The organism is Metamycoplasma sualvi, assembly GCF_045276925.1.
Taxonomy (GTDB): domain Bacteria; phylum Bacillota_I; class Bacilli_A; order Mycoplasmatales; family Metamycoplasmataceae; genus UBA710.
Window position 1 is genome coordinate 1 of record NZ_CP174167.1, and the last position, 24,316, is coordinate 24,316.

Annotated in this window: 21 protein-coding genes; 17 read left to right on the forward strand and 4 right to left on the reverse strand. The window is 23.6% G+C overall.

All coding sequences use genetic code 4. The features are described 5' to 3' along the window. Positions 1–81: 81 nt before the first annotated feature. From dnaA to rpmF, 6 genes are all read left to right on the forward strand, one after another. Positions 82–1,425 (forward strand): chromosomal replication initiator protein DnaA, encoded by a 1,344-nt coding sequence (gene dnaA, locus ACJA29_RS00005; protein ID WP_406602585.1) that lies wholly within the window; start codon positions 82–84, stop codon positions 1,423–1,425. A 93-nt stretch (positions 1,426–1,518) separates the two neighbouring features. Then, the gene (gene lon, locus ACJA29_RS00010) at positions 1,519–4,020 is read left to right on the forward strand and encodes an endopeptidase La (RefSeq protein ID WP_406602586.1); all 2,502 of its coding nucleotides are present in this window, start codon (positions 1,519–1,521) and stop codon (positions 4,018–4,020) included. 2 nt (positions 4,021–4,022) lie between these two features. Further along, complete coding sequence (gene nadE, locus ACJA29_RS00015) at positions 4,023–4,736, forward strand: NAD(+) synthase (RefSeq protein ID WP_406602587.1); 714 nt, start codon at positions 4,023–4,025, stop codon at positions 4,734–4,736. A gap of 1 nt (position 4,737) precedes the next feature. Then, complete coding sequence (locus ACJA29_RS00020) at positions 4,738–5,334, forward strand: FMN-dependent NADH-azoreductase (RefSeq protein ID WP_406602588.1); 597 nt, start codon at positions 4,738–4,740, stop codon at positions 5,332–5,334. Between the two features lie 14 nt (positions 5,335–5,348). Next, a complete protein-coding gene (locus ACJA29_RS00025; RefSeq protein WP_406602589.1) occupies positions 5,349–6,272 on the forward strand; it encodes a Rho termination factor N-terminal domain-containing protein in 924 nt (307 codons plus the stop codon). A 101-nt stretch (positions 6,273–6,373) separates the two neighbouring features. Continuing rightward, on the forward strand, positions 6,374–6,568 hold the full coding sequence (rpmF, locus tag ACJA29_RS00030; protein ID WP_406602590.1) for a 50S ribosomal protein L32: 195 nt from the start codon (positions 6,374–6,376) through the stop codon (positions 6,566–6,568). Here rpmF and ACJA29_RS00035 read toward each other — a convergent pair. Further along, complete coding sequence (locus ACJA29_RS00035) at positions 6,565–7,719, reverse strand: ion transporter (protein ID WP_406602591.1); 1,155 nt, start codon at positions 7,717–7,719, stop codon at positions 6,565–6,567. The two genes, rpmF and ACJA29_RS00035, sit on opposite strands and share 4 nt — an antisense overlap. 91 nt (positions 7,720–7,810) lie before the next feature. Here ACJA29_RS00035 and ACJA29_RS00040 point away from each other — a divergent pair, with 91 nt between their 5' ends. From ACJA29_RS00040 to ybeY, 3 genes are read left to right on the forward strand one after another with little or no spacing between them, the layout of a single operon-like run. Next, complete coding sequence (locus ACJA29_RS00040) at positions 7,811–9,841, forward strand: Mbov_0121 family peptidase domain-containing ABC transporter (RefSeq protein ID WP_406602592.1); 2,031 nt, start codon at positions 7,811–7,813, stop codon at positions 9,839–9,841. Beyond that, entirely contained in the window at positions 9,798–10,208 is a 411-nt protein-coding gene (locus tag ACJA29_RS00045) for an MAG1140 family protein (protein WP_406602593.1), read from the forward strand. Before ACJA29_RS00040 ends, ACJA29_RS00045 begins: the two co-directional genes overlap by 44 nt. Before the next feature lie 12 nt (positions 10,209–10,220). After that, entirely contained in the window at positions 10,221–10,670 is a 450-nt protein-coding gene (gene ybeY / locus ACJA29_RS00050; RefSeq protein WP_406602594.1) for an rRNA maturation RNase YbeY, read from the forward strand. Here ybeY and lepA read toward each other — a convergent pair. Then, positions 10,667–12,463, reverse strand: a complete 1,797-nt coding sequence (gene lepA / locus ACJA29_RS00055) for a translation elongation factor 4 (RefSeq protein ID WP_406602595.1) — start codon at positions 12,461–12,463, stop codon at positions 10,667–10,669. The two genes, ybeY and lepA, sit on opposite strands and share 4 nt — an antisense overlap. Before the next feature lie 196 nt (positions 12,464–12,659). Here lepA and ACJA29_RS00060 point away from each other — a divergent pair, with 196 nt between their 5' ends. From ACJA29_RS00060 to ACJA29_RS00080, 5 genes are all read left to right on the forward strand, one after another. Then, positions 12,660–13,985 carry an ABC transporter ATP-binding protein gene (locus ACJA29_RS00060; RefSeq protein ID WP_406602596.1) on the forward strand — a complete coding sequence of 442 codons (1,326 nt, stop codon included), beginning with the start codon at positions 12,660–12,662 and terminating at the stop codon, positions 13,983–13,985. A 1-nt stretch (position 13,986) separates the two neighbouring features. Continuing rightward, a complete protein-coding gene (locus ACJA29_RS00065; protein WP_406602597.1) occupies positions 13,987–14,811 on the forward strand; it encodes an ABC transporter permease in 825 nt (274 codons plus the stop codon). Further along, a complete protein-coding gene (locus ACJA29_RS00070; protein WP_406602598.1) occupies positions 14,804–15,616 on the forward strand; it encodes an ABC transporter permease in 813 nt (270 codons plus the stop codon). The genes ACJA29_RS00065 and ACJA29_RS00070 overlap by 8 nt, the downstream gene beginning before the upstream one ends. After that, positions 15,601–16,962, forward strand: coding sequence for a hypothetical protein (locus tag ACJA29_RS00075; RefSeq protein WP_406602599.1), 1,362 nt, complete (start codon positions 15,601–15,603; stop codon positions 16,960–16,962). Before ACJA29_RS00070 ends, ACJA29_RS00075 begins: the two co-directional genes overlap by 16 nt. A 136-nt stretch (positions 16,963–17,098) precedes the next feature. Further along, on the forward strand, positions 17,099–19,165 hold the full coding sequence (locus ACJA29_RS00080; protein ID WP_406602600.1) for a hypothetical protein: 2,067 nt from the start codon (positions 17,099–17,101) through the stop codon (positions 19,163–19,165). Positions 19,166–19,264: 99 nt separating this feature from the next. Here ACJA29_RS00080 and rpmA read toward each other — a convergent pair whose 3' ends face one another. Further along, positions 19,265–19,546 (reverse strand): 50S ribosomal protein L27, encoded by a 282-nt coding sequence (gene rpmA / locus ACJA29_RS00085; RefSeq protein WP_406602601.1) that lies wholly within the window; start codon positions 19,544–19,546, stop codon positions 19,265–19,267. A gap of 17 nt (positions 19,547–19,563) precedes the next feature. After that, a complete protein-coding gene (gene rplU / locus ACJA29_RS00090; RefSeq protein ID WP_406602602.1) occupies positions 19,564–19,863 on the reverse strand; it encodes a 50S ribosomal protein L21 in 300 nt (99 codons plus the stop codon). A gap of 246 nt (positions 19,864–20,109) precedes the next feature. On the opposite strand from rplU, the gene ACJA29_RS00095 reads away from it, so the two are divergent. The 3 genes from ACJA29_RS00095 to topA all read left to right on the forward strand — a co-directional run bounded on the left by ACJA29_RS00095 (position 20,110) and on the right by topA (position 24,256). Then, entirely contained in the window at positions 20,110–21,327 is a 1,218-nt protein-coding gene (locus tag ACJA29_RS00095; protein WP_406602603.1) for a replication-associated recombination protein A, read from the forward strand. Next, the gene (locus ACJA29_RS00100; protein WP_406602604.1) at positions 21,317–22,282 is read left to right on the forward strand and encodes a DHH family phosphoesterase; all 966 of its coding nucleotides are present in this window, start codon (positions 21,317–21,319) and stop codon (positions 22,280–22,282) included. The genes ACJA29_RS00095 and ACJA29_RS00100 overlap by 11 nt, the downstream gene beginning before the upstream one ends. Before the next feature lie 126 nt (positions 22,283–22,408). After that, positions 22,409–24,256, forward strand: coding sequence for a type I DNA topoisomerase (gene topA / locus ACJA29_RS00105; RefSeq protein WP_406602605.1), 1,848 nt, complete (start codon positions 22,409–22,411; stop codon positions 24,254–24,256). Positions 24,257–24,316 lie beyond the last annotated feature (60 nt).

The window sequence follows — 24,316 nt, forward strand, 5'->3', positions numbered from 1 at the left end:
AAAAAAAATATATAAATATTTTATTTTGTAATTTTTTATATTTTTCCTACGTGGAAAACTATATTTGATACAATAATAACTATGAGTTTAATCATTGACAATTTAAATACAGAATTAGTGTTGAAAAAATTAAAAGAAGTTTCTGATGACCAAACATATAATTCTTTTTATAAAAGTGCTAAAGTAGCTCCATCTTCTAATAATGATAAAAAAGTATATTTTATTTTACCAACAGTCAATGATGCAAAATATATAAAAAAAAATTTTAATTTAAATATTATTGAAGCAATGCAATACGTTTTTGGTATTAATTCTGATCCTGTTATTACATCTAGGGAAGAACTAGGAACACAAATTAAAAATGACAAAATACTTTCTCTTCATAAAAATTCAAATTTAAATAAGAATTTTTTATGAGAGGATTATGTAGAAGCTGAATTTAATAAAGATGTTATTTTATTAGGTAAAAATATTATTTCTCAAACTAAAGCAACTTACAATCCAATATTTATTTATTCTTCATCAGGTATGGGTAAAACTCATTTCTTGCATGCTGTAGGTAATGAATTAGCAAAATCTAACTACAATGTTTGTTATATAAATCCTGATCAATTTATTAAAAAAGTTACAACTTTTTTAATAAATTCAGATCAAAACAAATTAGCAGAAATTGTGGAATATTATAAAAACTTTGATGTTTTATTATTTGATGATATTCAAATTTTTGGTTCTAAAACAGCAACATTAAATATTTTATTTAATATTATTAACTATAATATTGAACAAAAAAAACAAATTGTTATTGTTTCAGATAAAAACCCAGAATTATTAGGAGGTTTTGAAGAAAGATTTATTACAAGATTTCAGGGTGGAATAACTCAAGAAATTTACCGCCCTTCTCTTAATGATTTAATGAAAATATTTGAACAAAAATTATTAAAGCATAATATTAATCCCAAAGATTGAGAATCTGAAGCAATTAAATTTATTGTTAGAAATCATGCAACATCAATTAGGACTTTAGAAGGAGCAATTAATAAAATTGAATGAAATAAGCAAAAAAATATTCAAAATATTAAATATACATATAATATTGTTTCTCAAATGTTTTCAACTATTTCCAAAGAAAATAGATCAATCACTCCAGAAAAAATAATCGATATTATTGCAAAATATTACAAATTATCTAAATCAGAAATTCAAGGAAAATCAAGAAGGCAAGAAATTGTTTTAGCAAGGCATATTTCTATGTGAATGATAAGAAATATAACTAATTTAACTTATAAAGAAATTGGTAAGCTTTTTAAAGATCGTGATCATTCTACTGTTATGTCATCAATAGAAAAAATAGATTACCAATTAAAAATTAATGAAACTGTCAAAGATGCTTTAAAGAATATTAAAGAAAAAATCCAACAACTATAACAATTTTATATTTAGCACTTAAATGTAAAAGTTGCTAATTTTTAAATATTATTATGTTATAATAAATCTTATTGAATAAAAGGCGGTGTAATTATGGATTCTAAAAAATCTAAAGACAAATCTAAGAATAATGTTAAAGGTCAAATATATCCTTTTATTCCTACAAGAGATGTGATTATTTTAGAAGGTCTTACTGATTATATAGAAGTAGGAAGAGAAAGATCTAAAAAATCAGTAGAAATATCACAAAAAGCTTTTGGAATGCAAATGGTTTTAATACCTCAAAAAAATGCAGAACAAAGAGAAATTTCTTCAATTAATGATTTGCGTAAATATGGAGTATTAGTAGAAATCGTTAGAGTTGATGCTGTCGGAAATAATCAAAGAATAACAGTAAAATCACTGCAAAAAGTGGAAATTATTACTTTTGATGAATCTGACAAAAATGATGATGCTTATATTGCTTCATTCAAATTGGTTCAAACATCTTCCGTTATTAAAAAAACAGAGAAATTTGAAAAAAATTTATCTCAATTATATGATGCAATCTCACACAAATTCTTTTTAAAAAATGAACAATTTAAAAAGATATTTTTAAAAAATTCATTACCAAATTTTTCAAAAGAAGATTTATTGAATTTACATAACTTAAATTTGGTTATTTCTTCTTTTGCTATTCCAATGAAATTTGTCTACATCTACTTCAACCAAAAAACTATTAATGGAAAAATAGATATATTATGAACCATAATTGATGAGCTTGTAGAAGGTTTAGAAGCAACAAAAGAAGTAGATCGTGAAATTGAAACAGAGTTAAAGAAATCTTTAGATAAACAAAATAAAGAATTTTTATTAAGAGAAAGATTAAAAGTAACTAGAAATTTATTAGGTGAAGATAGTGTTGAAGATGACAAAATAGAAAAAATTTTAGAAGATAAACAATTAAGCAAAATATATCCTGAAGAAGTAAAATTAGCAATTAAAAAAGAAAAAGCCAAATTAAAATCTATGATGTCTTCTTCGCCAGATGCCAACATTACAAGAAACTATATTGATCTTTTAACTCAATTGCCTTGAAGAAGAACATCTATTGAAGAATTGAATATTAAAAAAGTTAAAAAAATACTTAATGAACAACATTATGGATTAAAAGATGTTAAAGAAAGAATTATAGAATTTGTGGCTGTTATGATTAATAATCAAAAAGTCCACCCGGATAAATATAAAAATAATCGCTTAACAGATATGCCTAATACTGAAGTCAATGAAAATCTATTTATAAAAGAATATGGTCAAAACAAAGTTCAAGAAAACACTTCACCTATTATTACTTTATTAGGGCCTCCAGGTGTTGGTAAAACATCTATAGCTAAATCTCTAGCAGAAGCAATTGGTAGAAAATTTGTCAAAATATCTTTAGGTGGTGTAAATGATGAAGCTGAAATTAGAGGACATAGAAAAACATATGTTGGAGCTATGCCTGGGAAAATAATAAATGCAATTAAAAAAGCAGGTGTATCAAATCCAGTTATTTTATTAGATGAAATTGACAAATTAGGTTCTTCAAGCACTAAAGGAGATCCTTCATCAGCTTTATTAGAAGTATTAGATCCAGAACAAAATTCTAATTTTCAAGATCACTTTTTAGAAATAGAATATGACTTATCAAAAGTATTATTTATTGCAACAGCTAATTATTACGAAGACATTCCTGCACCATTATTAGATCGGATCGAATTAATTGAATTATCTTCATATACTTTATTTGAGAAAATAAATATTGCTAAAAAATATTTAGTAGCAAAAGTTATTAAGCAAAATGGATTAACAAAAAATCAATTCAAAATAGGTGATAAAGAAATAGAATTTATTATTAAACATTACACAATGGAAGCGGGTGTAAGAAATCTTCAAAGAGTATTAGATAAAATTGCTAGAAAAATCACTTTAGGCATTGTTGAAGAAGAAATCAAAGATGAATTTGTTGTTGATATTCCTAAAATCAAAAAATTCTTAGGAGTTGAAAAATTCTCTGATGATGATAAAGATAATAAACCAAGAATTGGTGTAGTTAATGGTCTTGCCTATACATCTTATGGTGGTTCTACCTTACCAATTGAAGTTACAACATTTCCAGGTAAAGGTGAAGTAAAAATTACAGGTCAACTAAAAGATGTAATGCAAGAATCAGCAGCTGTAGCTTTAGGTTATGTAAGATCTAATGCTAAATTATTTAACATTGATTTTAACTTTGAAGAATCTACAATTCAAATCCATGTACCAGAAGGGGCTGTACCAAAAGATGGACCTTCAGCTGGTGTTACTTTTACAACAGCAATTATTTCAGCTTTAACTCAAAAACCTGTATATCACGATATTGGAATGACTGGAGAAATTACACTTAGAGGTAAAGTTTTACCTATAGGGGGATTAAAAGAAAAATCTTTAGCTGCTTTAAGACTAGGAATAAAAAAAATATTCATTCCTAAAGATAATGAAAAAAATCTAGAAGAAGTAGCTGATGAAGTTAAAAAATCAATTAAATTTATTCCAGTTAGAAATTACATGGAAATATATAAAGAAATTTTTAGTTAATCATGAAATATTTAAATGTTTTAATTGAATGAATAAAAAATGAAGTAAAAAAAGCTAATGCTAATGGTGTTGTTGTAGGTGTTAGTGGAGGTATTGATTCTGCTTTAGTTGCTTATTTAGCCAAACAAGCTTTTCCAAATTCTTCTTTAGGTATATTGATGCCCATTAATAAAGAAAGAGATTTTGATCTTCAGGATGGATTAGAATTAGTTCACAAATTTGATTTAAAACATCAAATTATTGATTTATATGACGAATATCATTCATTAGTAAGCAAATTAAAACCTCATTTAGATTTAGTAAAAGGCAATATTCAATCAAGATTGAGAATGACAACATTATATGCAATAGCTCAAGAAAACAATTATTTAGTTTTAGGAACAGATAATAAAGCGGAATATTATTTGGGCTATTTCACCAAATGAGGAGATGGTGGTTGTGATTTATTACCAATTGTTCACTTATATAAATCTGAAGTTTTTAAGTATGCAAAAGAGGTTGGGGTTCCTAGTTCAATTTTAAATAAAGCTCCTTCAGCAGGATTTTGAAAAGAACAAAAAGATGAATTAGATTTAGGTTTTTCTTATGATGCTTATGAAATGTATGATAAAAATATGTTAAAAGAGCAAAAAATAATTGATAAAATAAAACTACAAATCCAAAAAACTAATCATAAAAGATTTGCAATTCCTCAACCTCCAAAGAAAGGAGAATAAAATGAGTAAAATTCTATTTATTCAATCTTATTTATCAAAAGATTTTTCTGTTAGCGAATATGCTTCGGAAAAATTTATTAAAGAATATTCAATAAAACATCCTAATGATGAAATTACAATTTTAGATTTAAATAAAGAAAAAAAATTACAAACAGTTTTATCTTTAAATAATTTTGATAGCTTTTGAAATGAAGATAGTCAAAGATATATTGATTTAATCAATAATTCAGACAAAATAATTATTAGTACAGGAATGATTAATTTTACAATTTCTCCTTTACTAAAGAATTTTTTAGACAACATTTTAGTAGCTAACAAAACATTTAAGTATAAATATGAAGAAAAAAATAAAAGTGTTGGATTAGTTGATCCGGCTAAAAAAATTTTGTTAATTATGGCTCAAGGATCATATAAAAATTGATATGAATTTTCAGCTTTTGATGATTATTTAATTAATGTTTTAAAATTCATTGGATTAAAAGATATTAATTTATTATTATTTGATGGAACTAAAACACATGATCAAAGCAAATTATCAATAGAAGAAAAATTTAAATTAAAAGAAAATGAATTTAATAAATTATTAAATGAATTTTAAAATATAATAAAAGTATGTCGCAAAAAAAATCTCTTAAAAGTTTCAAATTAAATAAAGGTTTATATTTAATAGATATTGATAAATACATAGATAAAAATAAAAAATTTCTTTGAGAAAAAAAGCAAAAAAAATTGTTTTTTACTTGAATCTTTGTTTTTTTAATTGCTATGTTATGCATTTTAACTTTGAATATAGCAATAATTATTGGTCAGTGTGTAGATAAGCCAAGAATTTTAGAATTCTTTTCTTCGCCCCAAATAATGGAAATGAATCCTGAAGCAACTTGATCAACTCTTTTAGCTTACAATGTTGTTGATGCTGCAATATCAGCTATTGTTGTAGTTAATTTATCATTTTCAATTTATAAATGTATTAATTTAAAATCATTAAAATATATTTCTTTTTTAGCTACTATCTTTGTTTTTATTCAAATGATTTATGGAAGTTTCAGTTGAATTCAATATATTATTCAAGCTCCAAAAATTGCAGAATATTTTAAAGTATCATGAATATATGTTTTAAACTTCATTATGCCATTTTTATATATTTTTGTATGATTCTTTATTTCAAGAAATATAAGTTTAATTAGAAATATTTTTATTAGAGTAGAAACAAGAGAAATTTTAATGAAACAAGCTGAATTAAATCAAGAATCTAATCCATTTACTCCTAATAATTTTGGAGGATTTGAAAATACTAAATCAACTAATAGTGATATCTCAAAAGAAACCAATCCTTTCTATAAAAGATTAAAAAATTTAAGTAGAGAACAATTAAATGAAATGGCTCAAGCACTATCAATTTCTGGATATGAAACTATGAAAGATCAAGAAATCATTGATATTGTTTATGAAATAAAACATTCTCAAGAGCAAAATTCTAAAGAAATAGAAGTTGAATCTCAACAAAAAGAAAAAGAAGAAGAATCTCAAAAATAAATTTAAAATTGTTTTATAATTTTATATACAAATCTTATAAAGAAAAAAATTGAAAAATCATAAATATTATAATTATTTAAGATAAGAATGGAGATTAATATATGGCTATAGTTCCAAAGAGAAAGACATCGAAAAGAAGAAAAAGAGCAAGAAGAACTCATGATTCTTTAAGCTTACAAAACTTAGTAGTATGTAAAAATTGTTCAGAAAAAATTGAACAACATAGAGTTTGCAAATTCTGTGGTTTTTATAAAAATAAAAAAGTGCAAGGTTTCAAAGCACAAAACGACAATTAATTTTGCATATGAAAATCTATTTTACAAATCTTCAATAAATCAAATAAATCTTTTTGTTTTATTTTTGTTTTATCTTTTATGCTAATAATTGTATAATCATCTAATTCTGTATTAGTAATGTCAATAATATTTTCAATATTACCTAATAATTTTAATATCTCAATTCATAAATCTGAATTTTTAGGAAATTTATATTTAATTTTTAATGTAATAAAAAGACTATCTTTTTTAAGTTTAGAATTAAATCTATTTTTACTAGTTAATTTAACAACAGCTTTTTCAAAAATAGTTGTAGTTGCATAGATGTCTATTTTATCCATATTTTTATATTTTTCTTTTATTTTTGTATTAAAAGCCCCCACTACAATCCCGAAAGGAATAGCAAAAGCAATAGATCCTAAGATTCCTAAAATAACACTTAAGAATTTACCCTCACTAGTTACACATATAATATCACCAAAACCAACAGTTGTAACTGTGATGAAAGAATAATATAAAGCATCACTATAATTTGAAATTTTCTCATTTACTGTAAATTCAATAGAAAAAATAATAAGAGCAAAAATAAAAATAAGAGAAATTATAACTAATAATAAATTTAAAACAATTGTTCTATTACGAATAAATATTTCTGTCAAAATTTTGAAAGAAGGAATTATATTTAACAATAAAATAAAACGAAATATTTTTAAAACAGATAGTGCTTTAGATGTTTTTAATAAATCTACATTATTAGGACTAAAAGATACTAAGCAAGATAAAACAGCAGAAGAAATTGAAGCAAGCATCATAATGCTACTACTTGTAAATATAAAGAAAAATAAAGGATTAATTGAGTTATTTTTAATTCTTATAGGATATGTAATCCATCTTAATAAATAATCCAAAGATAAACAAACTAAAACAACAATATTTAATACAGCCATAACTGTACTTGACATTATTGAATTTTCACCTGTATCAGAAATGTAAAATAAAGGTATAAATGATATTAATATAACAAGAAAAATAATAAATAAATATAGCCAATTTAGAAATATAGCTTTTTTTCATTTATTATGATTTAATTCTTGGTAATCACTTCTACTAGTGCAAATGAAGTTTAAGAACTTCATTTTTTCACTTTTCATTATTGATTCATTTATAGACATATACTTAATTTTAAATTATATTTAAAATTATGATATAATATTTTTATACTATTTCTATTTGATTTTCAATTGATTTATTAGTAAGGAAATAATGCAATATAGAAATCAAATAGAAAAATTAGACTGTGGTATTTTTGTTGTTCAAACACTATATAAATATTTTTATGATAAATGATTAGATATTTCTTTAATTAAAAAAACAGCAATATATGATTCTAATGGTATTTCAATAATTAATATTGTAGATTTATTAAAACAACATAATATCCAATCAGAAGTGCTGAAAGGTGATAATGAAGCTTTTAAAAAGCTTAAAATTAAAAATCCAATAATATCAATAATAAAAAATGAACAATATTTTCATTACATAATTATTGAAAAGATTACTAATAAAAATAATGTTATTTATTATGATCCTATACTAGGCAAAAGGAAGATATCTTTAAGTGATTTTTTGCAAATATATTTAAACATAATTATTGTTTGTAAACCAAATAAAAAAGCAACTGTATTAATTAATGAAGATAAATTATTATTATGAGATCAACAGTACAAAAAAGAAAAAATTTTTCTTTCGATTATTTCTTTATTTATCATATGCCTTTCTATTATTAGTACTTACTATATAAAGATTGTTTTTGAATATTTTGTCCAATCATCCAATTTATATTTTTTATTAATTATTTCCTGTATTTTTTTATGTATTTTTTGTATAAAAAATATTTTATCTACAATTGTGTCGCATATATTAAGTAGCATAGAAATAAAATATAGAGAATATTACATTAAAAAATATATAAAAAAAATTGAAAGTATTCAATATCAACAAATACTACATTATGATGAAAGTATGCATTTAAAAAATATTGAATGTATAACTAAAGTTAGTTCTTACCAAGCAAATATCATTATTAACGTATTTACAAATTTTATTTGTTGTATATTCACTTTTTTGTTTTTATTTATTTTAAATTTATATATCTTTTTATTTGCATTGTTAGTTATTGGAATACTTGTATTAGCAACATTAATTTTTAAAAAGAAATTTAAACAAGCATTTTTAATTAACTTTAATGAAACAACTAAATTTAAAAAAATATTTTTAAACATTGTAAATTCAATTGAGCAATTTAAATTAGATAAAACAAAAAGTCTTTTGAATGATCAATTAAGAACTTCATTGGAACAAATAGAATTTAATGAACAACAAATTTTAAAATTAAATTTTATTTATTCAATAATTCATTCATCTTTTAAAAATTTTGCCAATATTTCTATAATTGTATTTTCTATTATTCAAATTATCAATTCTAATTATTCTCTAGGTAATTTATTTATTTACATATCTATGTTTAATTTTTTTATCAACTCTTCTTCTGAAATAATTAATGTTGTATTTGAATATCCTACTATAAATCAATATTTAGAAACATTAAATAGCTTCTTCATTTATATTGATGAAAATAAAAATTTAAATAATTCTATAAATGCAAAAGAAATTCAAAAAATAGAATTAAAAAACATAAATTATAATTATGGAACTTTTAATTTAAAAATTAAAAATCTAATTATAGATTCTCATATTAAATTAATAGGTAAAAATGGAACTGGCAAGTCTACATTAATGAAGATAATTTCTTTATTAATTTATCAAAATGAAATTTATTTTAATAATCAAAATGTTTTAAATTATAGTTTAGAGACATTAAGAAAACAAATATGCTATATTTCTACAAATGAATATTTACCTAGCTGCACTATATATCAATACTTAATTTCATCTAATGATAATGATCCTAATTATTTGTTGCAAAATTATGAAAAATACAATTTAGGAATTTTATTAGAATATATGAATTTAGAATTAAATCACAACATAGAAGATAATGGCAAAAACCTATCTTTGGGTCAAAAGCAATTTATATATCTATTAAAGATTTTTGCATCCAATCCTTCACTAGTATTACTAGATGAAACATTTGAGAATATAGACATTAATTTTAAAAAAATATTATTTCCTATTTTAAAAGATTATTTGCAAAACAAGGTAACGATAGAAGTTTCGCATCAAAATAATTATGTTTTTGAAGGGAGAGAAATTAACATTGAATTATTTGTATAAACAGAAATATTTTATATATTCATTGATACTAATAATTATTTCTATAATTTTTATAACAATATTATTACAAGTAGAAACAAAACAAAACATAGATGCAATTTTAGAAGTAGATAGTTATAAAAATTTTTCAATAAGATTTTCTACATCTAATATTAATCTCATAAATAGTACAAAAGATTTACAAATATCAATAGAGTCTCAAAATTATTATTTATATGATATTGAATTTATTAATCAAGGAGATAATATTTATAGGATTAATTTTCAAAATGATGAATTGTATAAAATCTTAAAAACCAATTCCTTATATAATGTAAAAATTTTTTACGCACCTAAAAAGTTATATCAAATACTATTTAATATATAATTAATATTATCTATGAAGAGTTTATCTATCAAAATTGATAATGATTATGATTTTCAGTTTCAAAAAGATTTCAAGAAAATCTTAAAAAGATTTCAAAAAGTTATGGGTTTACCCAAAAAAATTTGTGTTGATGTTTTAGTAACTAACAATAAAACAATTAGAAAAATATCAAAGTCTTATAGAAATATAGATAAAGAAACAGATGTATTATCTTTCCCTTTTGTGTTTGATAGTTTTTCATCTGAATTAGGTTTTAATTTTTTAGGAGAAATAGTTTTATCATATGAAAAAATTGAACAACAAGCGGAAGAATTCAATCATTCTATAAAAAGAGAATTCTGTTTTTTATTTACTCATGGATTGGTCCATTTACTAGGATTAGATCATAAAACAAAAGAAGATGAAGAAAAATTTAATAACATTGTATATGATGTTATAAATGCTGAAAAAATATATCGTTAATCATTAATATCGGTTTTTAATATTGATAAGAATGCTTCTTGAGGGACTTCTACTCTACCAAATAATTTAGATTTCTTTTTCCCTTCTTTTTGTTTTTTCAATAATTTCATTCTTCTAGTAACATCTCCACCATATAATTTGGCAGTTACATCTTTTCTATAAGCTTTAATAGTTTCACGAGCAATAATTTTTGCTCCTATTGCAGCTTGAACTGGAACTTCAAAATTTTGTCTTGGAATAACTTCTTTCAATTTTTGAGTTAATTCTCTAGATCTTGTGTAAGCAAAATCTTTATGAACAATCATTGAAAAAGCATCAATTTTTTCACCATTTAAAAGAATATCAACTTTTTCCATATCACTTTTTCTATATCCAATTATTTCATAATCAAAAGAAGCATAACCTTTAGATACTGATTTTAATTTATTGAAAAAATCAAAAATAATTTCTGTTAATGGTAATTCATAAACAATTTTTCTTCTTACATTATCAATGTATTCTAAGTCAATATAAATTCCTCTTTTATTTTGACACAACTCCATAATTGGTCCAATATATTCTTCGCCCACTATAATAAAGGCTTTAATAAAGGGTTCTTCAATATATTCAATGTAAGATTTGTCAGGAAAATCTGAAGGATTAGCAATTATTTCATGTTTTCCATTTGTATAAAAAACTTTATATTCGACAGAAGGGGCTGTAGCAATTATAGAAATATTAAATTCTCTTTCTAATCTCTCTTTTAAGATTTCCATATGTAATAAACCTAAAAACCCAATACGAAAACCAAAACCTAAAGCTTTAGATGTTTCAGGTTCATATGTAATTGATGAATCTGATAATGATATTTTCATTAAAGCATCTTTTGTCTTATCATAATCAATAGTATCAATTGGATAAAATCCGCAAAAAATAACAGGTTTTAATTTTTTATAGCCTGGCAAAGATTCCTTTGTAGGATTTTTAACCAATGTAATAGTATCTCCTACAGAAACATCTTTTGCATCTCTTATAGAGGCCGCAATTCAACCAACTTCACCAGCAAAAAGCATATCTTTTTTAACTTCATGAGGTTTTTTAACTCCTAATTCTGTCACATGAAATTTTTTATTAGAAGACATGAAATAAAATTCATCACCTATTTCTATTTTTCCTTCAAAAATTCTAGTTAATAAAATTACACCACGATAAAAATCAAAATAAGAATCAAATACTAATGCTTTTAATGGTTTATCATCATCACAATTTTTTGGAGCTGGAATTTTATTGATGATTGCTTCAAAAACCTTATCAATTCCAATTCCATTTTTAGCTGAAATTAATATAGCATCATCTGCTGGAATGCCAATAATATTTTCAATTTCTTCTTTCACCCTTTTAGGATCAGCTGAAGGTAAATCTATTTTATTAATAATTGGAACTATTTCTAATTCATTATCCATTGCTAAATAAACATTAGATAAAGTTTGAGCTTCAATTCCTTGTGTTGCATCAATCAATAATAAAGCCCCTTCACAAGCTGCTAAAGATCGAGAAACTTCATAAGTAAAATCAACATGTCCAGGAGTGTCTATGATATGAAATAGATAATTTTTATATTGAATTTGAGCAGCATTTAACTTAATGGTAATACCTCTTTCTTTTTCTAAATCCATGGTATCCAGATGCTGTTCGTTTAAATTTCTAGATTCAATTGTATTTGTAAACTCTAATAATCGATCTGCTAAAGTACTTTTTCCATGATCAATATGAGCTATGATTGCAAAATTTCTAATATTTTTTTTATCTACCATAGTATATTATTTTAATTAAAATAAAATAATAAAGATTAAAAAATTAGTATATTTCCATAAAAACTTTTCTTCTTAAGAAATAAAAATAATAAAATAGAGTTTTTTGATTTTTTATCAAAATTTATTTTTATATTATTTTTATAAAAAATAATAAAATATTATTTTAAAAGTTTTTTAATTTTATTGTGGAGAAGAAGTGGAAGAAAAAAAACCTATTATTGAGTTAAAAAATATTGTTAAAACATATGATGATAAAATAATTTTAAAAAATATAAATTTATCTATTAATCAAGGTGAATTTATTACATTACTTGGACCGTCTGGATCAGGAAAAACAACTATTTTAAGATTAATTGCAGGTTTTGAATGAGCCACAAGAGGTGAAATACTTTTTAAAGGTTTGGATATTAAAGATTTGCCTCCACACATGAGAGATGTTTCTACTATTTTTCAAGATTATGCTTTATTTCCACATTTGAGCGTAGAAAACAATATTAAATATGGATTAAGATTAAAAAGAATTCCATTACCTAAATCATCAATAAAACCTAATGTTTTTGCTAAACAAAAATCCTTGCAAAAAAAATGAGCAAAACAAGCACTAGAAGCTACTAAAAAATTAGATAAAATCCAAATAGAATATGAATCTGATTTAAAAAATAAAAAAATTTCTAAGAAAAAAAGAAATAAATTACAGAATTGATTAGATGATTTGGATTTTAAATATGCTTCTTGAGAAGTTTGACCATCTTTAATGAATGAGAAATTTGAAAAAAGATATTTAACTAGAAAAATCACAAATGCAGAAATGAATAAAATAGTCCAAGAAGTTATCGAATTAGTTAATTTGAAAGGTCATGAAAAAAAATCTATAGATATGCTTTCAGGGGGTCAAAAACAAAGGGTAGCACTTGCTCGTTCTCTAGTTATTGAACCATCTGTATTATTATTAGATGAACCCTTATCAGCTTTAGATGCGAAGATAAGAGAACAAATGCAAATCTTTTTATCTTCTATTCAAAAAAAATTAGGAATCACTTTCATTTTTGTCACTCATGATCGTGAAGAAGCTTTAAGGCTTTCAAATAGAATTGCCATTGTTAGAGAAGGTGTTATTGAACAATATGGAACATCAAAGGAAATTTATGATTATCCCAAAAATAAATGAGTGGCTAATTTTATAGGTGATGCCAACATCTTAGAAGGTGAAATAATTGACCAAGAAGAAGAAATCATTTTATTGCTTGGTAAAAAAATGAAATATTGAACAAAATACAAGTTTAATAATAATGAATTAGTTGATGTATTAATAAGACCTGAAGATATAGTTATTAAAAAATCAAGTGGTCTTATTAAAGGACAAGTAGAAACTATAACATATGAAGGTAGTTATTATTTAATTACTATTAAAACTAAAAACAAAACATTTTTAGCAGAATCTTCAAGTGAATATGAAATTGGAGAAAAAGTTTACATATCATGAACAGTTACAGCTATGCACTTAATGGAAAAGGAGAAATAATATGATAAAGAAATTAAAATTTCAATCAAATATTTTATTATTTTTACCTTATTTAATATTTGTTTCTTTGTTTGTTTTAACACCAATCATTTTCATTATAGTTTTATCTTTTATAACTCCAGCAGGAGCAGGTCCAGATTATGATAAATGAGAAATGTGAAAAGATCAAAATTTTTGACAAATTTTCTTTAAATCATTTTTCATGGGAATAGTTGTATCTCTAATTTGTTTATTAATATCTCTTCCTTATGTTTTTATATTAATTAATACCAGAAATAAAAGTATTAAATTCATTTTGTTATCTTTAATTGTTACTCCGCTATTTTTATTTACTTTAGTTAAGATTTTAGCTTTACGTGGAATATTAACTCTTATTTTTGATATTCCTATTGATGCAGAAGGATATTTATATTTAGGGTTTGTATATTTATTTTTACCTTTTATGATTATTCCTCTTTATAACGTTTTAAATGGGATGCCGAAATCTATGATTCAAGCATCACAAGATTTAGGATACAATAAAATTTTTACATTTATAAAAGTAATAATTCCATATGGTTTAAAAGCTATTTGTTCAGGAATTGTTATTGTATTTTTATTGGTTATTATGTCTGTTGCAGTAAGTAACAAATTATTAGATAATTCTGCAGGTAATCAAATGATAGGTAATGTTGTTAATGATTTATCAAATCCATCTAATCCTTTTGATATGCAAAAAGCATCATCTGTTGTTTTAATATCTTTATTAGGTTCTTCTGTTGTTTATTTTGCAATTAATTCAATTCCTATAATTTATCGAAAAATTAAAGGAGGTATTAATGAATAAAATTAAAGAAATTATTAAATATTCATATTTATTATTGATTTTAGTATTATCATATATCCCTTTATTTACAATGGCAATTTTTAGTTTTAATAAAACTTCAGATAAAGGATATGTTTCATTTGTTTGAAATGGTTTTTCATGAGATAGTTATAGAAATTTATTCTCTTCTAAAATTATGCTTTCATTACTAAATTCTATTATTGTAGCTTCTTTAACAGCCTTATTAGTAGTTACTATTTCTTTGTTAACTGTTTTTTCTTTATGAAGACAAAAAAATAAATTACTAAAAAGTATTAATTCTATTAATAATAATATTTCAATGATTAATCCAGATATTATTATTGGTGTTAGCTTGGCTTTATTTTTTGGTATTGTTTTTGGATCTCTATCATCAGGGAAAGAAGGTCTAATGAGAACTGTTTTAGGTCATACTGTAATGACTCTTCCTTATGGAATTTTAATTATGTATCCTAAAAGCGAAAAATTTAATAGATCATTATTTGAAGCTTCATGAGATTTAGGTTATTCAAAAATAAAAACATGATTTAAAACATATTTTATTTATATGTTTTCTTCAATTATTTTTACAATCATTATTACTTTCATTTTTTCATTTGATGATTTTATAATAACCTCTATTACATCGAATACAACAACTATAGGAACAGAATTGTATCAAGGTCAATTCCGCTCTTGAGCTTTAGCATTAGGAACATTAATTCTATTAATAATGATTGTAACAAATATCATTTTCTTTATTCATGTTAAAAAGAAAACAAAAGGAAAAATATGAAAAAAATTATAGGAATAATAACAGGAGTTGTTGCTTTATTAGCATCTATAATAACAATCATTTGCTTAAAAATTGCCTTCCCTTTTAAGCCATCTTTTTATTCTTATAGTTCTTATTTTGATGAAAAAACAGTTGAAGATATTAATAAAAAATATTCATATAAAGAATATGGTGATGTTAATAGTTTTGAATTTGCTTTAGAGAATAACAAAATAATTGGTGGAATAACATCTGATTATGCAATTATTACTTTAATTAATGAAGGGAAAGTAAGTCCTTTAAGAAAAAAAATGGAACAAATTAATAAACAAATAAAAAATCCTTGAGAGGATTATTTTACCCCAGAAGCAGTTGAACAAATGAATTCATTTAATTCTTATTTAGATCAAGAATTACTACGAAAAATGTATGGTAATGAGTATGGTAAAGATTACATTTTTAGTTTTAGTGATTTTGTTATTCCCTATTTCATTAATGATAAATTATTAGCATATGATACTTCTAAAATATTTAATGAAATAAATATGCCTAATGATCCTTTTAATTTTAATCAAGCACCTACTTTAGTAGAAGCTTTAAATGCTTTAAGCGGAAAATTAAATGATATTCAAATTCAATGAACAAAAAATGAACGTGAAAATATTGCTTTAGGTTCTTCAATTAATAATCCTGAAAATAATTGAGATACAACAATTACTAGTCAAAATTATTTGGAATTAATCAATAATTTTGCAAACATGATTTTTGAAGGCACAGGAGCATCAATTAGTAATATTAAAAGAAATTTATTTGATTCAGATTCAGATATTATTTTAAATAATTTAATTAATCCTACCTCAAAAATTGATGCAGCATTTATTTACAATGGTGATGCTTTAGATGCTTATTATGGTCATGATAATTTTAGTGCTATAACAGATGGAGATAGATTAAGAATTATTAGAACCAAATATACTGTAAGAATTTTAGATTGTTTTGTAATATCTTCCTCTATTGATGATAATGAACAAAAAAAATTATTAGAATACTTTAATGACATTATTTTTAAAGATATTTTTGTAACTGAAGAAGAATTAAACAAATCAAATCCTGAAACAATTTATCAAGATAATGTAATATTGAGAATTTTTGATTATGTAAACTATACTCCGACTGCAAAATCAGCATACGATTACATTTATAAAAATTATTTTTATGACGAAGAAACACAAACATATGATGAAATAGCTAGATCTATTTTCCAAGTTTCTTCTACTAATGAACAATTAGGGATTTATGTAAAGAATTTATCACCTATTGATAAAGAAACATTATCAAAATTAACATTAGCATTTCAAAAAAAATTAAATGGTTATTAATTATTCAGAAAGTAGAAATTTATTTTATATAAAATAAAACGAAAAAATAACTCTTCCACGTTAATAACCAATATCAAAAAATTTGATATAATAAGTTAAGTCATCAAGATGATATTAAATATATAGGAGATGTCGCATGTTAATAAAAGGTTTAAAAAAATATTTCATTGGATTTTCCATTTTTTCAGTTGCAACAATGGCAACTTTAGGAATAACTTTTGGTTTAAATGCTTCATCAAGCGTTTCAAATAATAATAGTGTAGGAGATGATTCTTCTAATTTACCTAATGATCCTAACACACCTGGCAACAACACCCCTAATAATCCTGATAACAACACCCCTAATAATCCTGATAACAATACTCCTAATAATCCTGATAACAACACTCCTAATAATCCTGAAGTACCACCAGTAGAAAAACCAGGAGAAGAATCTTTATTATTAGTTCCTAATTGAAACTTAACATCATCAATGTTTAAATTAGAAAATTTAACAGTTGATGAAGCTATTAGAAAAATGACAAAAGAATGAATTGTAGAAAATAAAAATATTTTATTTTTATCTGGGCAAGATAAATTAACTGTAGACAAAATAACAAATTTAGTTTTTGTTCCTGTTTTTGGATCTAACAATGAAAATAATGCAAATATTCAGATAACCATTAATAATAATGTTGTATTAAATGTTTCAAGTTTTTCTATTATTCCAGAATCTGCATCACTATATGAGTTGCAAAATTGACCTTTAGGAGTAGGTCAAGCAATTAATATATCATCATATATTACTGATAAAACAAAAGTTATGGAAGCAATTTCAAATTATATTTTAGATCAACAAAATAATTATGTTAATAGTCAAAAAGATTTTTATATGACAAATTATGTTTTAGATAGAAAAAATCTATTCCAATCAAAAATTGATAATGATCAATTAATTTGAAGTTTTGATCTAAAAGGTAAAACAAAAGAATTTAAAAATGCTCTTAGTTTAATTTTATTTAGAAAAAATTGAGATAACTTATTCTCAAATCTTAAAAATGTATCTCAATATATTTCTAACTTTAATGTAACATTTAAAGTTCAACCAGTAGAAGGCAAAATTGATAGATATAAAGTATTTGCAACAAATGTTGAATTGACTTTTGAACAAGAAATATCATCAAGTTCAAGAGTTGTAAATAAAGTAATTAATCTATCTTACAATTCAATTCAACAATCTTCATCATCTTATGAATTAATTTTTTCTAAAGATACTAATTCAAGTATTGGAAAAGTTATTTTAATTGACAATTCTTTACTTTTAGCTTTAACTCCATTAAATTCTACAATTTATGTGGATTCATTTAAAGGATTAGGAAGTGCCATAAATTTATCAATTGAAGATATTCAAAGAGGATTAACAAGAGATGTTATTTATACTAATAAAGATGTAATATTCAATGATTCTTACTTATTAGCTAAAGTAGATTTTATTGAAAGTGTAACCGCAGGAGATTTAGTAGGAAGTAATTATGATAAATTCACTATGAGTATTAAATGAAAAAATATCTTAGATCCTACAATAATTACTTTTGCTATATCACAAGACAATAGAATTAAAAATTTAGGATTACACAATATATGAAAAACACCTGTAAGTAATAAAAACATAGGAATTTATACTGATTTAACAAATATGTTTGAACTAAGAAAAAGAATTCCACCGCTAATGTATTATGAACAAATAGAACCACTAAATAATAAAAATAGTCAATACCATATTCCAGGATATAATAATTACACATTATATGCAAGACCAAGATATATTGATGCTACTGATGATTCGGTTTATGTACAATTATCAACATGTATAAATAATAAAGATTTAGAATCAAAAAATATATATTATAATATGCTATTCAGAAGTATATGAAAATCTATGACATGAGATGATTTTAAAAATCAAACACCAAAAGGAATCCTTCCAACAATGGGTAACCTTATTGATATTAGATTAGAATATCAATTAGTTAAACTTTCTGAATCAAGAAATAGAATAGAAGCTAAGTTATATCCTAGAAAAGTAATCATGTACTATAATGATGGGGCAAAAGTAGAATGAGAGTACTCACAAAGTTTTGTTGATAGCAATAATATTGCAACTCCAATTCACTTTATTGTTGATCCTTCAATGGGAAATAAATACAAAGTTGTTGAATTATAAAAAAATTAATTAATAAAAACCACAATTGATTTTTCATAAATTATATGATTAATCTTAATTGTGGTTTTTTATTTTATATAAATAATAATTGACTAACAACTATTTTTGTTTATTTGATTTAGTAATTGTTTTTTCACTATATACTGAAGCAAATTTTCTATTTCTTTTTGTTTCATATTTCACATATCCACTAATTAAAGCAAATAATGTATCATCTCCACCAATACCTACATTGTTTCCTGGATGAATTTTTGTACCTCTTTGTCTAAAAATAATTTGCCCAGCATTTGTGTATTGACCATCACTTAATTTTTGACCTAGTCTCTTACTATGTGATTCTCTATTATTTTTACTACTACCTGCAGCCTTATGTGTTGCCATAGCTTTTCACCTCTATTCTATCCCTTTAATTCTTCTATTTTTACTCTAGTATAAGGTTGACGATGACCTAATTTTCTTTTGTGTGTTGATTTAGCATTGTGACGATAAACAATAATTTTTTTACTTTTTCCTTGTTTTTCAATTATCCCTGTAACATTTGCTCCTTGAACAATAGGAGTACCAATTTTATCTCCTATTAAAAGAACTTGATCAAAATTAACTTTATCCCCTTCTTTTCCTTCAATTTTTTCTACAAAGATAACATCATTTTTTTTCACAAGTAATTGCTTACCACCAGTTTTGATAATTGCAATCATGTATTTATTTCTCCTTTAGCGCAATTTAAATCTAATGTTAGCAACATTTAAAGATATACAAATAAATTATTTAAAAAATATTTTAAATTGTCTTAAATGTGGCTCGACCTTAAGGTAAATAATTAAAATATAATTATTTTTAGAAAAACCTTTTTAGTTCGGTTACTTTAAGTAACATAATTAATTATAACGTTTCAAGTTTATTTATTAATAAATAAAATTTATTTTTATTAAAATAATCATAATATGAATCAATTATTATCAAGTATTTTAATACCAGAGACAATAGATGATATTATTGGTCAAAAACATTTAGTGGGTTCTAATTGTATTATTCAAAAAATGATAGAAAAAAAAGTTATCTATTCCTTAATTTTTTTCGGTTTACCAGGAATTGGAAAAACATCATTAGCTTTTGTCATTTGTAAGCAATTGAAATTAAAACATTTTTATTTTAATCCAACAAAAAATACTAAACAAGATTTAGAAAATATTTTAAATAAAATAAGCAATACTAAAAAAATTGTTATCATCATTGATGAAATTCATAGAATGAATAAAGACAAACAAGACATTTTATTACCTTATTTAGAAAAAAATAATTTAATAATTATTGCTACTACAACTGAAAATCCATATTTTGTTGTAAACCCCGCAATTAGAAGCAGATGTTTTATTTTAGAATTTAAACCTATATCTATTCAAGAAATGGAAGAAGCTTTACATAAAATTTGTTCCAAATTTAATATGCCTTTGACATCTGAACAAATTAATAAAATTGTATTAGCTTCTGGGGCTGATTTAAGATCAAGTATTAATATTATTGATCTTATTTACAAAATTTATGAAACTAATACTATTACAAATGAAAATTTAGAAAAATTATTACCTCACACAAAAGTAATAGGTTCTAGTTATGGTAATGAATTTTATAATTTACTATCAGCTTTTCATAAATCATTAAGAGGAAGTGATTGTGATGCTGCAATTTATTATTTGGCTCAATTAATTAAAATTGGTGATTTAAATTCTATTGCAAGAAGAATATTAGCAATGGCATATGAAGATGTGGGACTAGCTAATCCTAATTTAATCAGTAGAACTAAAAATGCAATTGATGTAGCAGAAAGATTAGGATTTCCAGAGGCCCATCAAGTTCTTGCGACAATTGTTATTGAATTATGTTTATCACCCAAATCAAATTCTGCATATTTAGCTATTTCAGCAGCTTTAAAAGATTCCAGAGCATCTGATATACCAAATCATTTAAAAGATAATCATTATAAATCTCATAAAAAATTAGGTTATGGTGATTATAAATATCCTCATGATTTTCCACACCATTGAGTCCAACAAGAGTATTTACCAAAATCTTTAAAAGGAACTAAGTATTATCATCCTTCTAAAAATGATATAGAAACAAAAATGAATCAATATTGAGAAAGGATTAAAAATGAAAAATAATTCTATGAAAACTTTTGCTAAACAATTTTTACAAGAAATAAAAAATCATCAATATATTGTAATTTTTCACCACCAAAGACCTGATGGTGATTGTTTGGGCTCACAACAAGCTTTAAAATTATGGATTAAAAAAATGTTTCCAAATAAAACCATATATGCTGTTGGTTCTAACGAAAACTTATTCCCTTTTTTAAATTGAAAATTTAATAAGATACCTTCAAATAAAATTTTAAGTAAAGCTTTAGGTATTGTTGTTGATGCTAATTATGCAAATAGAATTATTTGTAATGAATTAATATTAGAAAATAAATTAAAAACATTAATTAGAATTGATCATCATCCTGAAAAAGATGATATTAATTACAAATTAAGATTTGTTGATCCCACATATTCTGCTTCTGCAGAACAAATTGCAGATTTAATTAAATTAATAGCCCCATCATCATTAGATAAGAAGATAAGTCAATTTCTTTATTTAGGAATTTATACAGATAGTGGTAGATTTTTTTATGATACTACAACAGCAAGAACTCATGCATTAGTTTCATGATTATTAGAATCTAATTTTAAGGTTTTTGATTTACATAAAAATTTATCTCTAAGAACAATAAGTGAATTAGAATTTAACAAATATGTTTTATCCAACTATAAAACACATAAAAATGTAATTTATTGTTTTATTTCTTATCATGATATTAAAAAATTAAAATTAAAAGATAATAATACAAATCGTGTTGATTTTTTAGCCAACATTGAAGGTTATGATATTTGAATTTTCTTTATTCAAAATGTTGATAAATCAATAAGAGTAAGATTAAGATCAAATAAATTTAATATTGCTCAATTAGCACATCAATATAATGGCGGAGGTCATAAAAAAGCATCTGGTGCCATTATATATGATGAAAAAGAAATTTTAGAAATTGTAAAAAAGGCCGCACTTATTAGAGATTAATATTTTAATATTATTTTTAATTTACATTAATCTGTTTTTTACTGTGCAACAAATTAAATTTATTTATTTTCAAAATCTTTATATATAATAAATTATTGCTTAAATTAATTAAGGAAGTATTTTAGTATGAAATATCTAGTAATTGTGGAATCTCCAAATAAAGTAAAAACAATTCAGAAATATCTTGGTGATGATTATGAAGTAAAAGCATCTGTTGGTCATATTGTAAAAATGATGACAGGTGGAGAAAAGAATTTAGGAATTGATTTTGAAAATTGAGAACCTAAATATAAAATAGAACCAGAAAAAAAACATATAGTTGCCGAATTAAAAAAAGATGCCACAAAAGCCGATATTGTTTATATAGCAACTGACCCTGATCGTGAAGGTGAAGCAATAGGTGATAATTTAGTAGAGTATTTAGATATAAAAAATAAATATAAAAGAATTAAATATAATGAGATTACTAAAGATGCAATATTAGCATCTATTGAAAATCCGACCACAATTGATGAAAATTTAGTAAAAGCACAAAAATCTAGAAGAATGTTAGATCGAATTATTGGCTTTAGATTAACTAATTTAATGATCAAAAAAATGTCAAATTATCCAGAAAAACCAACTGCTGGAAGAGTGCAATCAATTGCATTGAAATTAGTAGTAGATAGAGAAAAAGAAATTAGAGAATTTCAACCTGTTTTATATTCAACTATTGAGGCAAAAATCAATGAAAATATTAGTGCAACTTATTACAACCCAAATGGAGAATTTGAAAATAAAGAATGAATAAATCGCGAGGAAGCTCAAAAAATTTTATCTGAATTATCAGGTCCATTAAAAGTAACAGATATTAAATTAACTAAAAAAAGTGATGCTAAAATTAGCCCTTTAAAACAATCACTGTTATACAAAAAAGCAGACATGTCTTCAAAAGCCGTTCAATCTGCAGCGCAGAAATTATATGAAGGATTTGGAGATGGCGGTTTAATTTCATATCCTAGAACAGATTCAACAAGATTATCAGAAACTTTTTTAGTAAAAGCAAGAGCTTTTATTAAAAATAAATATGGAGAACAATATGTTGCAAATGATATTAAAGGATTTAGTGGAGATCAAGATGCCCATGAAGCAATAAGACCTACAGATATTAGTTTAGATCCTGAGCAAGCAGCTAAAAAATATCAATTATCTTCTTATGAATATAAAGTATATTCAATTATTTGATATACAACAATGAAAGCAATAATGACAGTTCCTGTTAGAGAAATATTAAGATATGAATTAGAAAATAATAATCATAAATTTAAATTATCATCTTCAAAAGTTATCTTTGATGGATATTTAGTTTTATCTCAAAAAGATTTAGAAAAAGAATTACCAAAATTTAATATTAATGATTTAGTAGATGTTCAAGAATATTTAACTTTGGATCATGAAACAAAACCACCTGCACATTATACAGATGGATCTTTAATTGAAAAATTAGATGAAATTAAAGTAGGACGTCCTTCAACTTTTGCAACTACAGTAGAAAAAATCTTAGATCGTAAATTTGTAGTTAAAGAAGGTAATTCTTTAAAATCAACAGAATTTGGTGAAGTTGTAATTACAAAATTAATAGAAGGTTTTCCTAATGAAATTACTGAAGGATATACAGCTAGAGTAGAAGCTGACTTAGACTTGATTGCCGAGGGACAAATAGATTATAAACATTTAATGCAATCTTTCTGAGAAAGATTTGATAATTCTTTTAAAACTGCAGAATCAACATTAGAAAGAACTGTTTTATTAGATCGTTTTGTAGGTGAAAATTGCCCTGAATGTGGTAATCCATTAATCTATAAAACTTCAAAGAAAAATAAAGAAGAATTCATCTCTTGTTCAACTTGACCAGAATGTAAATATACAAGAAGTGTAAAGACATATAAGAACAAAAGATTTAGTTTTCTAAAAAAAGTAAATAAAAATAAATAAAAAATTATAAAAATAGTATTAAAATTTATTTTGTACATTAAAAAAATAATTTTATTTTGA